This is a genomic window from Desulfosarcina alkanivorans, from assembly GCF_009688945.1.
In the GTDB taxonomy this organism is placed as follows: Bacteria; Desulfobacterota; Desulfobacteria; order Desulfobacterales; family Desulfosarcinaceae; genus Desulfosarcina; species Desulfosarcina alkanivorans.
On sequence record NZ_AP021874.1, the window covers coordinates 1,980,355 to 1,995,131 of the forward strand.

A 14,777-nucleotide genomic window follows, 5' to 3' on the forward strand; every position below is an offset into this window, starting at 1 on the left:
GAGCCGCCCCCGAAAGGCCCCTTCGCGGCCCTCCGCCGCGTCTATTTTCCTGAAAGATGTTGACTATCCGGGAAAACCTGCGATAAACGTTCAGGTTTACGCGAACAGATCGTCGGCAACGGCAGCCGGGGTCGGTCAGGGCGGCAGAGGCCGCCGCCCGCCACCGGTTGCGGGATTGCCCGAAAGGTATTGTACACTGATGAGCCAGCCTAGCATACAACTGATCAGAGGGTTCAAGGACATCCTTCCCGGAGAGACGGAACTGTGGCAGCATATCGAACGCACCGCCATCGCCCTGTTCGAGGATTTCGGATACCGGGAAATCCGCATCCCGATCATGGAAAAAACCGGACTGTTTGCACGCAGCATTGGCGAAGACACGGATATCGTGGAAAAGGAGATGTACACCTTCCCGGACCGCAAGGGTGACCCGCTCACCCTTCGGCCAGAAGCCACGGCATCCATCTGCCGCTCTTACATTCAGCACAAGATGTACGCGCAGGATCCGGTCCGGAAATTCTATACCATCGGCCCCATGTTCCGCCGGGAAAGGCCCCAGAAGGGCCGCTACCGCCAGTTTTACCAGATCGATGCGGAAATTTTCGGCGTTGCGGAACCTTACGCGGACGTGGAACTGATTTTTTTGCTGCGCACCCTTTTCGACCGCTTGAAGGTGACCGACACCACCGCCCATGTCAACTCCCTGGGCTGCCCGGTTTGCCGCCCCCGCTTCAAGGCGGCCCTGGCCACCCTGCTGGCCGATGCGGCGCCGTCGCTGTGTAAAGACTGCCTGCGTAGAAAAGACCGAAACCCCTTGCGCGTGCTGGACTGCAAGGTTCCCGGCTGCCGGGAGGCCATGGCCGGTGCGCCCGCCATCATCGACTACCTGTGCGACGACTGCCGCGATCATTTTTCAACGGTCACCGGGTCATTGACCGAACTGGGCGTTCCCTTCAAGGTGGACAAACAGCTGGTTCGCGGCCTGGACTACTACACCCGCACCGCCTTCGAGATCCAGACCGGCGCCCTGGGTGCCCAGAGTGCCGTGGCCGGCGGCGGCCGCTACGACGGGCTGGTCGGATCCCTGGGCGGCCCTGAAATGCCCGCCATCGGCTTTGCCATCGGCTTCGACCGCCTGGCGGAAATCGTCTCTACGACCACCCCGGCCGCCGTGCGGACACCCGACCTGTTTATCGCCGCACTGGGAAAGCCGGCCAAGAAACTCGCCTTCGGATGGTCCACCGCACTGGGGCTCAAGGGCATCGGCGCCGCCATGGAATACGGCGACAAGAGCCTGAAGGCCCAGATGAAGCGGGCCAACCGCCTGGGCGCCGGCCGGGTTCTCATCGTCGGCGAGAGCGAACTGGCGTCGGGCGCAGCGGTGCTTCGGGACATGTCGACCAAGACCCAGATCACGTTGCCCCTGGACGGCATCATTGATTCATTGATTGAGACATTGGATTGAAACGGCACAGATTACAATTTTTAATTATAAATTTTTACTTTTGAATGATTGTTTCTGCCATGTGCATAAATAATGGTCAAAAGGCCTTAATTGAAGATCCACCATTAATCATTCAAAATTGCTTTTTGGTTGGAATTTGAAAGGAGCATTCCATTGGCTGACATTCTCGGAGACATGAGAAGAACCCATCACTGCAACGCCTTGAGTGCCGGGGATATGGGCAAACAGGTCGTTCTGATGGGCTGGGTCCTGCGGCGACGGGATCATGGCGGGGTCATTTTCATCGACCTGCGCGATCGCGAAGGCATCACCCAGGTGGTCTTCAACCCGGAAATCAACCCGGACGTCCACGCCAAGGCCCACGCCATCCGCAGCGAGTTCGTCCTGGGCATCCGCGGCCGGGTGGAACCCCGCCCCGACGGCATGATCAACCCGAAGCTGCCGACCGGCGAAATCGAAGTGCTGGTGGACGAGCTGAAAATTCTCAATCCGGCCAAAACACCGCCCTTCATGATCGAGGACCACGTGGAAGTCTCCGAAGCCCTGCGCCTGAAAAACAGGCATCTGGATCTCCGGCGTCCGCCCCTTCAGCGCAACATCATCACCCGGCACAGGGCCAGTGCCTCGGTGCGCCGCTTTCTGGACGAAAACGGATTCCTGGACATCGAAACGCCCGTACTGACCAAAAGCACGCCGGAAGGTGCCCGGGATTATCTGGTGCCCAGCCGGGTCAACCCCGGGCAATTCTACGCCCTGCCCCAGTCCCCCCAGTTGTTCAAGCAGCTGCTCATGGTTTCCGGGTTCGACCGCTACTACCAGATTGTGCGCTGCTTCCGGGACGAAGATCTGCGGGCCGACCGGCAGCCGGAATTCACCCAGATCGATATGGAAATGTCCTTTGTGGGCGAAGAAGATCTCATGGCGGTCAGTGAAAACATGATGACCCGGGTGTTCGAAGAGGTCCTGGGCCAGTCGCTGACCGGCCCCTTTCCCCGGCTCACCTACGCCGAGGCCCTGGACCGGTTCGGCCTGGACAAACCCGATACCCGCTTCGGCCTGGAACTCAGGGACATCTCCGACATCGTGGAGGACTCCGGGTTCAAGGTCTTTTCCAGCGTGGTCAAAAAAGGCGGCATCGTCAAGGCGCTGAACGCCAAGGGGTGCATCGACTTCTCACGCAAAGAGATCGACGACCTGACGGACTTCGCCGCCGTCTACCGCGCCAAGGGCCTGGCCTGGATCAAGGTTCGCGAGGAGGCCTGGCAGTCTCCCATCGCCAAATTTTTCACCGACGAAGAGAAAGCCCGGCTGGCCGAACGCATCGACATGCAGCCCGGCGACCTGGTCTTTTTCGTGGCCGACCAGCCCAAGGTCACCAACGAGGCCCTGGGCCACCTGCGAAACCACCTGGGCAAGCGGCTGGGGCTCATTGATGACAGCCGGTTCAATTTCGTGTGGGTCACCCACTTTCCCATGTTCGAATATGACGAGACCGAAAAACGCTACCAGGCCCTCCATCACCCCTTCACCGCCCCGCTGGAAGAGGATTACGACCGACTGGAAACCGATCCCCTCGCCGTCCGCTCCCGGGCCTATGACCTGGTGCTCAACGGCTTCGAAGTGGGCGGCGGCAGCATCCGTATCCATGACATGGATCTGCAGCAGCGGATCTTTGCCGCCCTGGGCATGCATCCGGCGGTCTACCGGGAAAAATTCGGCTTCCTGCTGGATGCGCTGGAGTCCGGCGCCCCGCCCCACGGAGGCATCGCCTTCGGATTTGACCGCCTGGTGATGCTGCTGTGCGGCGAACCCTCCATCCGCGACGTGATCGCTTTTCCCAAGACCCAGCGGGCCGCCTGCCTGCTTACCAGCGCCCCGTCGGAAGCGGCCACGGCCCAGTTGGACGAACTCTCGCTCAGGGTGAAACTGACCGTGATGGAAGGTATGAAGAAAGGCGAAGATTGATCAATAGACACTGTTTTTGGAACGTTGAAATTGGAAATTAGAAATTTGATCCTCATGCTTTTTTACTGTTGATCAACACATTCAATTCGTAAACTCGTTTGGTCTGCCCCAATTTCTATTTTCCAATTTCACCCCTTCAGGAGCCGCCATGACCGACAAAAACGAAGTGAAACTCTCCGACCTGCGCTGCCTGTGCGATGCCGCCATCTTCGATTTTGAAACCACCGCCGACATCGACCCCCTGGACCAGGTCATCGGCCAGGAACGGGCCGTCCGGGCCATCACCTTCGGCCTGGAGATGAAAAGCGCCGGCTACCACATCTTTGTCACCGGTCCGGAAGGCACCGGCAAAACCACCATCGTCCAGGACATCATCCGCAAAGCCGCCAGGGACCTGCCCACCCCTCCGGACTGGTGCATGGTCAACAATTTCAAGGATGAATACCGCCCCATTGCCCTGCCGGTAAAACCCGGCCATGGCTCCCGTTTCGCCAAAAGCCTCAACCGGCTGGTAGCCGACCTGAAAATCCGCCTGCCCAAAGAGTTCCAGACGGACCCGTTCCGTGAAAAGGTCGTCGAAATACAGAAACGACACGGTGAGCAGAAAAAGGACCACTTCGCCGCGCTGGACCGCTCGGCCCTGGAAAAACACCTGAAAGTGGAAAAAACACCCTCGGGCTATCAGACCCTCCCCATCAAGGAGGGCGAACCGTACACCCAGGAAGAATTCGAGGGGCTTCCCGAGCAGGAGCAAAAGGAGATCGAAAAGCGGGTACAGGGTTTTCAGGAGGAGATCCAGACGGTGATGCGCGAGGTCAGCCGGATCAACCATGCCCAGCAAAAAGAGATTCAACAGCTGGCAGACGAATCGGCCCGTTTTGTTTTACAGAGCCGCCTGGATCTGCTTCGTGAGAACTATGCCGACCATCCGCCGATCCTCCAATTTCTGGAGGAGATGCAGGAGGACATGGTGGAAAACGTCGCCCTGTTCCTGCCCCGGCAGCAGTCGCCGGAGGAAAATGGCGATGGCGCCCCACCTGCCCAGGTTGTGGAACACTCCCTCAACCGTTACAAGGTCAACGTCCTGGAAGACCGCTCCGGTCTGGACGGCGCGCCGGTGGTCTTCGAGCCCAACCCCACCTACCAGAACATCTTTGGACGAATCGAGAAAAAAGCCTTCATGGGCACACTGGTCACCGACTTCACCATGGTGCAGTCCGGCTCTCTGCTTCAGGCCAACGGCGGTTTTCTCATCATGGAGGTCGCATCGATACTGACCCACCCTCAGGTTTGGGAATCCCTCAAGCGCGCCCTGCAGAACAAGATGCTCTGCATCGAGGACATGGCCCACGACATGGGACTGGGCACCGCGTCCCTGCGCCCGGCCCCGGTGGCCCTGGATGTGAAAGTGATCCTTCTGGGCGGGTACGAACCCTTCCAGATTCTGCAGAACTATGACCCCAAGTTCAACAAGATCTTCCGGGTGCGGGCGGATTTCGACTATGAAGTCACCCGCACCGACGAGACCGTCAGGCTCTATGCCCAGTTCATCGCCCGGGTATGCCGGGATGAACGCCTGCTGCCCTTCACCGCAGACGGGGTCGCATCCGTGGTGGAATACGGTGAGAAGGCCATCGACAGCAAAAACAAGCTTTCCCTGCGGTTCGGCAGCGTCACCGGGGTAATCAAGGAAGCCGATTACTGGGCCAGGAAGGAGGATGCCGACCGGGTGACCGCCGCCCATGTGGTCAAGGCGTTCACGGAATACCGGTTCCGCTACAACCTCTACGAAGAGAAAATCCACGAAAATTACGTGGAAGACACCATCATGATCGATGTCGCCGGTGAAGCGGTGGGGCAGGTCAATGCCCTGGCCGTCTACCAGATGGGCGAAATCGCATTCGGACGGCCGTCGCGCATCACCGCCGAAACCTTCATGGGCAAAGCCGGGGTCATCAACATCGAACGCGAATCCAAGCTGTCCGGAAAGACCCACGACAAGGGGGTATTGATCCTCTCCGGATACCTGGGCCGCACCTTTGCCCAGCGCTACCCCCTGAGCCTGTCCATCAGCGTGACGTTCGAGCAGAGCTACAGCGGCATCGACGGCGACAGCGCCTCGTCCACGGAACTGTATGCCATCCTCTCCAGCCTGTCGAAAGTCCCCATCCGCCAGGGCATCGCCGTCACCGGATCGGTGAACCAGAAGGGCCAGGTCCAGGCCATCGGCGGCGTGAACCAGAAAATCGAGGGATTCTTCGATGTCTGCCGCAGCAAGGGACTGACCGGCAGGCAGGGGGTCATGATCCCTGCCGCCAATGTAAAAAACCTGATGTTGAAAAAAAGCGTCGTTGACGCCGTCAAGGAGGGGCAGTTCACCGTCTGGCAGGTGGCCACCATCGAGGAGGGCATCGAAATTCTCACCGGTAAAACTGCCGGCAGGCCTGACAAAGAAGGAAATTACCCCTCCGAGACCCTGTATGGACGGGTGCAGCAGAAACTGAAAACGTATCTGGAACAGAGCCTGAAACTCAAAAAACCGTATGTGTCGGAAAAATAGATGCTTTTCAGTTAGGCTCCTGCCCCGGCTGTCATCCCCTTTTCTCGAGGGGCAAGCCCATTGATGACATCCTGACGGGAGCGTTGCGGTCTTTGATACCCGGAAATATCGACAGGCATTCATGGTGGCGCAAAATGTGGTTGCCCGAAAACCCTGACGCTTCAGTTTCCTTGGGTGCCATAATGGCTCAAATTCCGTTTCGGTTTCCCTCAGAGGCCGTCTCCTGATTTTCCGGAGTCCTTCTTCCCATGATTTTCTTGTACTGGTACCTGAAGGCATGGTGTTTCAGATTCAGAAGTCTGGCGGCACGGGTTTCATTGCCCTTTGCCAGGGCCATGGCCTGGGAAAAGTAAAATTCATCCATATATGTTCTCATGGCATTCAGGTCCACTCCTTTTGGAGATAACGGTGCCAAATCAAAATGCGGAATGTCACCTGCATCTTCTCCGGCGCTAAAATCGCCCAACCCCAGGTCCTCGGACGTTAGTTCCGGCCCCGCAGCCGTGAGAACGGCGCGCTCCATCATGTTTTTCAACTCCCGGACATTTCCCTCCCAGGTATGGGTTTTTAACAGTTCCAGGGCCGTCTGGCTGATCCCGGTCAACGATCTGTCGAACTTTTCGTTGAACATCTGCAGGAAATACCTGGTAAAAATCAGGATATCATCATCCCTTTCTTTCAGAGAAGGCTCCTGGATCTTGATGACGCCGATTCTGTAGAAAAGATCCCTGCGGTAGGTATCCTTTCCGATCATCTCTTCCAGGTTTTTGTTGGTAGCGGAGACAATTCGGGTTGCGACTCTCTTTTTCTCGGTACCGCCCACCTTGTAGAACTCACCGTCTTCCATGAACCGGAGCAATTTGGCCTGTGCATCAAGGTTCAAATCTCCCACCTCATCCAGAAACAGGGTGCCCTTGTCTGCCATTTCGATCAGTCCTTTTTTCCCGCCGGCATTGGCCCCACTGAAGGCCCCTTTTTCATAGCCGAAAAGTTCGCTTTCAATAAGATTAGGGGGAATGGCCGCACAGTTGACCGTGATAAAGGGTCCTGAAAAATTCGGGCTTCTGTGGTGGATGGTATTGGCAATCAACTCCTTGCCGGTGCCGGTTTCCCCGATGATAAGGACCGGGGTGTCCGGGCTTTTGGCCACTTTTTCGACATAATCCAGAATGTCGCGGAACACCTGGCTTTCGCCGATGAAAAATGGCATGTTTTTTCGGATCAGCTTTTCCTGGAGACTTTTGATTTCCTTTTTCAGACGAATCGTTTCTAAGGCGTTGGCAATGGCAACTTCCAGCCCTTCCATTTGAAGGGGCTTGACAATGTAGTCATAGGCGCCTTGCTTCATGCACTGGATCACGGAATGGATATCCTCATAGGCGGTGATCATGATCACCGGAAGATCGGGGTTGACCGCTTTGAGTTCCTGCAAAGCCTGGATCCCGTTCATACCGGGCAGACCAATATCCAAAAGCACCAGGTCCGGATCATGGGCTTCGAGATTTTGAAGGGCGTCTTCAGCGGTCATGTATGAAAACAACCGGTAATCCTCTTCAAAACATGCGGTAATGCCCTCCCTGATGGTCTTTTCATCATCAACGATGAACAGGGTGTAATCGGTCATGGGTTCTCCTTGGGCTGGTTTCCATTATCGGCATGGTTAGTTTGTAAACGTTTATCTGCCCCCCCATCATCAAAATCACCGGTCGGGGGGCTGGATACGGGGATTTCGATCAAAAAACAGCCCCCCCAGATCCGATCGCCTTACGGCGATCTTTCCCCTGTGGTCGGTGATGATTCTATGACAAAGGCTCAGGCCGATCCCCGTGCTATTCTCCTTGGTGGTAAAGAAGGGTTCAAACACTTTCCCGCTTAAATCCCGAGGAATGCCTGGACCATCGTCTTCTACCCGCAAAACAACCTTTTGCCTGCAGGATTGCGATGACACCTTGATGACGCCGTGATTCCGGTTCTGGAGAATCGCATCTGCGGCATTGTTGATCAGATTCAAGACCACCTCTTCAATCATATGGGGTTCTGCGTAGCATTCCGGCAGATTGTCATCCAGATTTTCACCGATATCGATTCCTTCTTTGTAGAGGGTAAAACGGGTCAGATTGACAGCCTCTGCCACCGGTGCATTCACATTGATCCGTGCAAACTGGGGTTCCGTCGGCTTGGCGAAATTCATTACCCGTTTGATCACCAACTCTATCTTTTGCGATGCGGACCGCGCCGCCTCGATTGAAGCATTGACCTTTTGGGCTTTACTGGGATTTTGAAAATACTTTTCTATGGTTCCCAGAAAAGGGAAAAGATATGGGCGTTATGGCCTGTTCCGTGAACAGCGTATTCCCTTTGAGAATGGAAGCCGCTTTGCTGTGGCGCCGGTTTGACCTGATGGAAAACACTCCCTGGGAAGTAAACATGGGTTGGTCTGTCCATCTGAAAAAAGGGGATTTCCGCGGTAAGGAAGCACTCGTGGCCGCAAAGGGTAAAGAACGCTTTAAACTCGCCGGGATCGAGGTTGACCTCGATCGTGCACTGGCAGGCGGCGAAAAGCTGATGATCGACGGCAAAGAGGTTGGCAGGGTCCATGACAAGCCGGCCTGGTCCCACCGGCTGAACAAATCCCTCGCCATCGTCCGCCTGGATCCTGAATTGACTGTTATCGGAACCCGGCTGGAAGTGGCCGGGGAGGATGGTACCTGCACGGCCACGGTGGTGAAGTTTCCGGTCTATGATACCGAAAAAACAAGAACCCATCAGTAGCGTGGCGGAAAAATTGTCATCCTGTATAAAGGAGCAGTCATCATGACGACCCAGGACATTTTCAACGCCGTGCTGGCCTTTGACGAGGCCGCGGTAACGGCCAGAACCCAGGCGGAAATCGACGCCGGCACGGCCATCGACGCCATCTTGAACGACGGCCTGATCAGCGCCATGGACGAGGTGGGTGAACGGTTCAGTGCCGGCGAACTGTTCGTACCCGAAATGCTCATGGCGGCCCAGGCCATGAAGTCCGGCCTGGGGCTGCTCAAGCCCCACCTGGCCGAGGGCCAGGGCCAGAGCAAGGGGGTCGTGGTCATCGGCACGGTCAAGGGCGACCTGCACGACATCGGCAAGAACCTGGTCTCCATGATGATGGAAGGCGCCGGGTTCGAGGTGGTGGACCTGGGGGTGGACGTGGACAGCGAGGCCTTCGTCCGGACGGCGGCGGAGAAGAAGGCCGACGTGATCGCCCTGTCGGCCCTGCTGACCACCACCATGCCGTCCATGGAGAGCACGGTCAAGGCGGTCAAAGAGGCCGGCATGGCGACCCGGACCATCATCGGGGGCGCCCCGGTGACCCAGGCCTTCGCCGACCAGATCGGCGCCGACGGTTACAGCGCCGACGCCCCGGGGGCGGTCAAGCTGGTGAAACAGCTGGTAGGCTGAAGGGGTTTAGGCACTAGGAGCGGCTTCCAGCCGCGATCAATTGGACCCGGAACCCGGAGCAGATACCACGATCATCATCGGCGAACTGATCAACGCCAGCCGCAAGGCGATCGAGGCGGCCATCGAAACCCAGGATGCCGCGGCCATCCAGCAGGTGGCCACGGACCAGGCCGAGGCCGGGCCGACTACATCGAGGTCAACGCCGGCATTTTCGTGGTCATGGAGCCCGAATATCTCCGCACATGAGATCGAAAAAGGCCAACCTCCGGATGCCGGGGGTGGCCTTTTTGATTGTGAGGATTTCCTGAGCTGTACCCGATGCCGGCTTCCTCTGGATCGACATTGATCCCGCCCACACGTGATTCCGGTAAGAACTACGACCCTACCGGCCCCCCACCGCGCCATCGCGCCGCTGGTCGGCGCCACCTATCAGGTATGAGTGTTTATGGCAGCGGCCCTTGGCGTGCCATTTTCCCCTTCCGCAATGATCGCATTCGACGACCTGAATGATCGACAATCCGCTTGTCTGGGCGATGATGCCGACACGATCCTCCGGCGGGACCGACAGGTTGCCGCTGTGTCCACGGTCGACCAGTTCAGCCGCCAATGCCCCGGCATCGTAATCCAGGGTGACCCCCGGAATCGGTTCCTCGAGATCCGTGCGCCCGTTGCGGTTCATGTAATGCGGGACATTGATCGCTTCCTGGGGATCAAGGCCAAAGTCCAACACGTTCATGATCGATTGGGCCGTGTACCCGATGATTCGCGACCCCCCGGGAGACCCTGTCACCAACGCCACCTCGCCCTCCTCATCGAAAACGATGGTCGGTGACATGGAACTGCGAGGTCGTTTGTCGGGCTGGACACGATTGGCAATCGGAACGCCGTCGTCGTCCTCGAAGGCAAACGAAAAATCAGTCAGCTCGTTATTGAGCAGAAATCCTCGCACCATCACCCCATTGCCGAATGAACTCTCTATCGTCGTGGTCATGGAAAGCGCGTTGCCGTAGCGATCAACAATCGAAACATGACTGGTGCCACTCAGTTTGGCAGCAGGGTCGGGTGCGTATGGATCGAAGTCGTCTGGTGGGGTCCCCGGTTCGGCTGTCCCCATGTCCGTGCCGGTGATCAGGGCAGCACGATCCGCCAGATAGTCCTTGTCCAGCATACCGACCACCGGGACGGTGATGAAATCGCTGTCTGCAACGTATTTATTCCGGTCGGCGAAAGCCAGCCGGCCGGCCTGGGTGAAAAAATGCACCACCTCAACATCGAGGGGTGGGTAGCCCGTCAGATCGAAATTTTCGAGAATGCCGAGAATCTGCCCCACTGCCAGTGCGCCGGAGGATGGGGGCCCCATGCCGCACACGCGATAACCCCGGTAGTCAATGCATACCGGCTCACGCACGACCACCCTGTAATTGGCCAGATCCTCGACCGTCATGTCACCGCCGATATTCAGATCACCCTGCACCGCATCGGCAATATCCCTGGCGATCGCTCCGTAGTAAAAAGCATCTGCGCCTTTGCGTGCAAGCGCCTTGAGCGTCCTGGCATATGCCGGGTTCCGCATCCGCGTTCCGGCCGGTTTGGCGGTGCAGTCATCGGTATCGACAAAATATTCAAACGCCGCGGGATCCCTGAAGTACAGTCGTACGCCATCCTCACAGGAGGAATTCCTCTCGAGCAGCCCCGCCACTTGCGAACTGGTGCGTTCGGTGAGCTTGAATCCCTTCAGTGCCAGCGACCTGGCCTGATTGAAAAGAAGCCGCCAAGGCAGGCGGCCATACTTGTCGTGCATGAACTCCATCATTCTCGGCGTACCCGGCACGCCGACCGACAGGCCGCTCTGCCAGGCATTGCGGAAGCCAAGGGGGTTGCCGGTATCATCCAAAAAGCGTTTTTCGGTCGCGGCTGAGGGCGCCTTTTCTCTGGCGTCAATGGTTGTCGTTTTACCGGTTTTCGCATCATGGTAAACAATGAACGCCCCCCCACCGAGGCCGCTGGACTGGGGTTCGACCAGGCCGAGTACCGTTTGCACGGCGACCATTGCGTCGGCTGCAGTGCCGCCCATCTTGAGAATCCGTGCCCCGGCCCCGGTTGCCAGCGGATTAGCGGTGACGACCATCTCCCGCTTGGTGATGACCGCAGTCGGCAGGCCTGAATCGTCCTGCGCCCAGCCTGCTGATGCCAGCAGGCAACCAATCATGACAGTAAATATGAATGCTCTGAAATGCATGATCTCTACTCCTCTCGCGGATAAGGGGTGGAAGAATTATTCCAGGCCTTCTTGGCGAAGCAGCGATTCCAGTTTTATCCGGTGAAGGCGGATTAAATGGATTTTACGATCTGAAAAAAGGAAGGATCAAAAAAAGTTTAGGTTCTTTTAGATAGAATGATTGGTTTGTGCGGGTCAAGTGATAATTCAATTCGGACAGGCTCCATAATGATAATGGGGTTTCGTAAAATGCCGCAATGCAGGTCGCTGCCCATTGCCGTTATATCATTGTGTATCGGTGATCAGTTCAGGCCATTAAGAATAATCTGCGACGACACGCCATGCCGAATCGTCGGATAGACAGGCCTCGGGGTCAACGGCCGAATCCCAGGCGGCCGGGCAGGCACATAATGGCTTTCCGGCAAAACAGTGCGCCGCCGTTTCGTGTGGTGACGTGCCGGCATCGAATGGGGCAAAATGATCTCTACGGCCAATGAGCGCTTTCGGGAACGATTGAGCGAAGCCGTCCGCTCCTTCGGTGCTCAGGGTTCGACGTCGGATTCGACCCCATGCGCTGCAGGTCTGTGTCGCGTATCAATCTTTTTTCCCGCCTTGGCGAAAACGCCTACGACAAGGCAAAATCGGTGGTTTTCAGCAGGCCGGATACCGGCACGACCGGTTTTCCGTCGGGGTCTTCCACAACGGCCGCCGGCCAGGCGAAATCCGGTTGCATGGACCTGTAGTAGGACCGGTCGTAGGGCAGCAGTTTGACGGAAAGGCGGTCGCCCCGGCCGACAAAGGCGGATGACAGGCCGAAATCCACCTCTCCCAGTTCGGTGCGGATGATGTATCGGGGCACCTCCCGCCCGCTGCCCTCCCGCCGCACCATGGTGGCGATGTCGACCACGTCGTAAAGGGCCACCGGATGTTCCCGGTTCCAGCGATCCTGAACCGCCAGCCCGGCCACATAGAGGTGGTGGAATTCGATGCCGGCCTCCCGGCAGCCGTATGCCAGCCCATGGATGGCCTCGGGCGTGTCGTTGATTCTGCCCAGCAGCGGGGTGTTGGCGTAGACCGTAATGCCCTGGTTGCTCAGCAGCCGGGCCAGCCGGGCGTGTGCCGGCCGCAATTCGCCGGCGGTCAGGAACTGGGTCTCGATTTCCAGCCGCAGGGGAGACACCATGGTCAGCCGGTTCAGACCGGCCAGGGTGTCGATCACCACCGGGGTGTAGCTGTCGGGTTCATAGTTGAACTTCAGGCTGCGCAACCGCACCGCATTCACATGGGGAATCGTTTCAAGCGCACGGACGATGCGGCGGATGGGAAACAGGGCGTCCACGGCATCGGTAAGGGCGACGACCACCACGTCGGTAATCCGGTCGTCCCCCCGGATATAGTCCAGATCCGCATCGGCACATCCGGCAGCGATCTCCACCCGGGTCTCGTGGACACGGGAAATCGTGGACGACCCCGTAGCGACGATCGACGGGGCAATCGTTTCACCTTTCCGGACCATGGGCCGGACCGCATCGACGGACTCCGGCCGGGCCGCCGCCCCGCCGGCAGGTCTTTGGGGCCGCGCCCCCAGGAAAAGGGATCGATCCCCGATCTGAGCCATGTACTGGATATCGATGGTGCCCTCGTCGTTGACCCGGATGTTTTCCAGATCGTTGGCAATGGGGGCGAACCGTTTGAAGTAGGCGGGGGTATACGGCGTTCGAATCCACATGAAGTTCTCGTTTTCGGCCACGGGTTCCACGGCCCAGCCGCTGGAATGCCAGTCCATCTTGCCGATGGGGGTGGCCGTGCAGATCCGTGGAATCACGCGGTCGGACAGGTGCGCCCGCAGGTAGTTGCCGGCGGCCAGCCCCTTGGCGATCGGCGACCAGTAGACCGAGTTGCCATGGATGGGGCTGCAGGGAATGTAGATGTAATGCAGCTCGGCCCCTGCCCCGCGCAGCAGGCTGAACAGGCGGACCAGTTCGGGCCCCTCATCGTTGCAGCCGTTCAAAAACGGCGTCTGAACGTACACGGCGATGCCGCTTTTCACCAGTTCGGTAATGATATTCAGGCTCTGGGGGGATATTTCATCGGGATGGATGAAATGGGTGGCCACCTCCATGCGCTTGCCGCAAGCCTGCAGTTCAAGGTTCTTGCGTTTCAGGTAACCCAGCAGTTCGGCATTGTCGGACAGGAACAGGTGGGGATAGTAGGCGATGGACCGGGTGGCCAGGCGAAGGGTCTGGACATGCTCGACCGCCATGAGGCCGTCGATGGCGCAGGCCATGTTGGCCCGGTTCATAAAGGGATCCCCGCCGGTAATTACGATTTCCTTGATGGATGGTGAATTGCGGACATGGGCCACCGCACGCTTGACATCCGCCGGGGTGGGGTTGGTTTCGTTGCGGGATTCCTTGTGCTTGCGAAAGCAGAAGCGGCAGTATACCGGGCAGCTCATGTTGAGCAGAAAAATGACCCGGTTCTGGTACATCTGCTCGAGCAGGCCCTGGTGGAACTGGCCGATCCAGGTGTTGGTGTGGCCCGTGTCGTCCAGTTCCTGGATGAAGGGCAGGTACTGATAGGCGACGTCGGCGGACACCCGCATCTGGCGGATGGTGTGCATGGAGAGCCTGACCGGATAGGTGTCGATGACCGTCTGCATGTCCGGCCGGTCCGCCTCCGGCAAGCGCAGATTGGCCATTTTCTCCAACTGCCGGGTGGTTTTGATGGAGACGAATTTATTGCCGGGCAGGACGACCTCAAGGATGGCCATGAGCAGGAGGTGGGGAAGCGCGATACCGTTGACGACGATCGGCTGCGTGCCGTCGGCTTTCCCCAGCAGGGCGAGCAGTTCCGAGAAGAACCCTTCCGGATTCCGGCTGTATCCGCAGGCGTCGAGAAGCCGGGCCAGTTTGGCCGGACCGTCGCCGGTGCCGATGATCTCGACAAACGCCCGGCCGACAAGCGTTTTCACACCAAAATGATCCAGGAAGGCCGTGGCGGCGGAAACCAGGTCCGACAGGGCGGCCTGGCCCTCTTCACCGGAATTTTCAAAACCAACCCCCAATAAAGCGTCATCTTTAAGCATTGCTCCTCCTTACGGCCCTCTGAATCCAATTTAGCCGTTGACA

General features: G+C 58.1%; 10 protein-coding genes. 6 read left to right on the forward strand and 4 right to left on the reverse strand.

All coding sequences use genetic code 11. From position 1 onward, the window contains the following. Nucleotides 1-199 precede the first annotated feature (199 nt). From hisS to DSCA_RS08765, 3 genes are all read left to right on the forward strand, one after another. Nucleotides 200-1,465: a histidine--tRNA ligase gene (gene hisS / locus DSCA_RS08755; protein ID WP_155316068.1), complete on the forward strand. Its 1,266-nt coding sequence runs from the start codon at nucleotides 200-202 to the stop codon at nucleotides 1,463-1,465. 153 nt (nucleotides 1,466-1,618) lie between these two features. Further along, complete coding sequence (gene aspS, locus DSCA_RS08760; RefSeq protein WP_155316069.1) at nucleotides 1,619-3,430, forward strand: aspartate--tRNA ligase; 1,812 nt, start codon at nucleotides 1,619-1,621, stop codon at nucleotides 3,428-3,430. A 148-nt stretch (nucleotides 3,431-3,578) separates the two neighbouring features. Continuing rightward, nucleotides 3,579-5,990 carry an ATP-binding protein gene (locus DSCA_RS08765; protein WP_155316070.1) on the forward strand — a complete coding sequence of 804 codons (2,412 nt, stop codon included), beginning with the start codon at nucleotides 3,579-3,581 and terminating at the stop codon, nucleotides 5,988-5,990. Between the two features lie 187 nt (nucleotides 5,991-6,177). Here DSCA_RS08765 and DSCA_RS08770 read toward each other — a convergent pair whose 3' ends face one another. Together DSCA_RS08770 and DSCA_RS08775 are read right to left on the reverse strand one after the other, a co-directional pair. Continuing rightward, a complete protein-coding gene (locus DSCA_RS08770; RefSeq protein WP_155316071.1) occupies nucleotides 6,178-7,614 on the reverse strand; it encodes a sigma-54-dependent transcriptional regulator in 1,437 nt (478 codons plus the stop codon). 75 nt (nucleotides 7,615-7,689) lie between these two features. Beyond that, nucleotides 7,690-8,196, reverse strand: coding sequence for a sensor histidine kinase (locus DSCA_RS08775; RefSeq protein ID WP_231716421.1), 507 nt, complete (start codon nucleotides 8,194-8,196; stop codon nucleotides 7,690-7,692). 221 nt (nucleotides 8,197-8,417) lie between these two features. On the opposite strand from DSCA_RS08775, the gene DSCA_RS08780 reads away from it, so the two are divergent. The 3 genes from DSCA_RS08780 to DSCA_RS32265 are packed head-to-tail and all read left to right on the forward strand — an operon-like array spanning nucleotide 8,418 to nucleotide 9,774. Next, nucleotides 8,418-8,762 carry a glycine cleavage T C-terminal barrel domain-containing protein gene (locus DSCA_RS08780; protein ID WP_231716422.1) on the forward strand — a complete coding sequence of 115 codons (345 nt, stop codon included), beginning with the start codon at nucleotides 8,418-8,420 and terminating at the stop codon, nucleotides 8,760-8,762. 42 nt (nucleotides 8,763-8,804) lie between these two features. Continuing rightward, nucleotides 8,805-9,428: a cobalamin B12-binding domain-containing protein gene (locus DSCA_RS08785; RefSeq protein WP_155316074.1), complete on the forward strand. Its 624-nt coding sequence runs from the start codon at nucleotides 8,805-8,807 to the stop codon at nucleotides 9,426-9,428. A gap of 40 nt (nucleotides 9,429-9,468) precedes the next feature. Beyond that, complete coding sequence (locus DSCA_RS32265; protein ID WP_197904765.1) at nucleotides 9,469-9,774, forward strand: hypothetical protein; 306 nt, start codon at nucleotides 9,469-9,471, stop codon at nucleotides 9,772-9,774. A 36-nt stretch (nucleotides 9,775-9,810) separates the two neighbouring features. Here DSCA_RS32265 and ggt read toward each other — a convergent pair whose 3' ends face one another. Together ggt and DSCA_RS08800 are read right to left on the reverse strand one after the other, a co-directional pair. Then, nucleotides 9,811-11,667 carry a gamma-glutamyltransferase gene (gene ggt, locus DSCA_RS08795; protein WP_155316075.1) on the reverse strand — a complete coding sequence of 619 codons (1,857 nt, stop codon included), beginning with the start codon at nucleotides 11,665-11,667 and terminating at the stop codon, nucleotides 9,811-9,813. A 604-nt stretch (nucleotides 11,668-12,271) separates the two neighbouring features. Then, nucleotides 12,272-14,734, reverse strand: a complete 2,463-nt coding sequence (locus DSCA_RS08800) for a radical SAM protein (RefSeq protein ID WP_155316076.1) — start codon at nucleotides 14,732-14,734, stop codon at nucleotides 12,272-12,274. Between the last annotated feature and the right edge of the window lie 43 nt (nucleotides 14,735-14,777).